A 259-nucleotide genomic window follows, 5' to 3' on the forward strand; every position below is an offset into this window, starting at 1 on the left:
GCGCCCCTCACCTGCACCCGGGCTCCGCGGCGCGCCGCGAGCCGTCCGAGTGCGTCGCCCGGCGCGGAGGTGGTCAGGGTCAGCGAGGCTAGATCGGGGCGCAGCCGGTCGAGGACCTCCCGTTTCTCTCGCAGGGCGTCGGCAGCCGGGCCGCCGCCCCGGGAGTCGTCGAGGAGCCCGGCCCGGGACAGCCGGGCCACCAGCCGGTCGACATGGCCGTCGGGCAGATCCATCCGCCGGCCCTCCTCGCGCAGACGAT

At 77.2% G+C, this 259-nt stretch carries 1 pseudogene; it reads right to left on the minus strand.

Features of this window, described 5'->3' with window-relative positions:
• Positions 1–259: pseudogene (locus J0695_RS41300) on the minus strand (ThiF family adenylyltransferase); the annotation flags it as partial.

Origin of the sequence: Streptomyces beijiangensis, assembly GCF_017315755.1 — a bacterium.
GTDB classification, from domain to species: Bacteria; Actinomycetota; Actinomycetes; order Streptomycetales; family Streptomycetaceae; genus Streptomyces; species Streptomyces beijiangensis.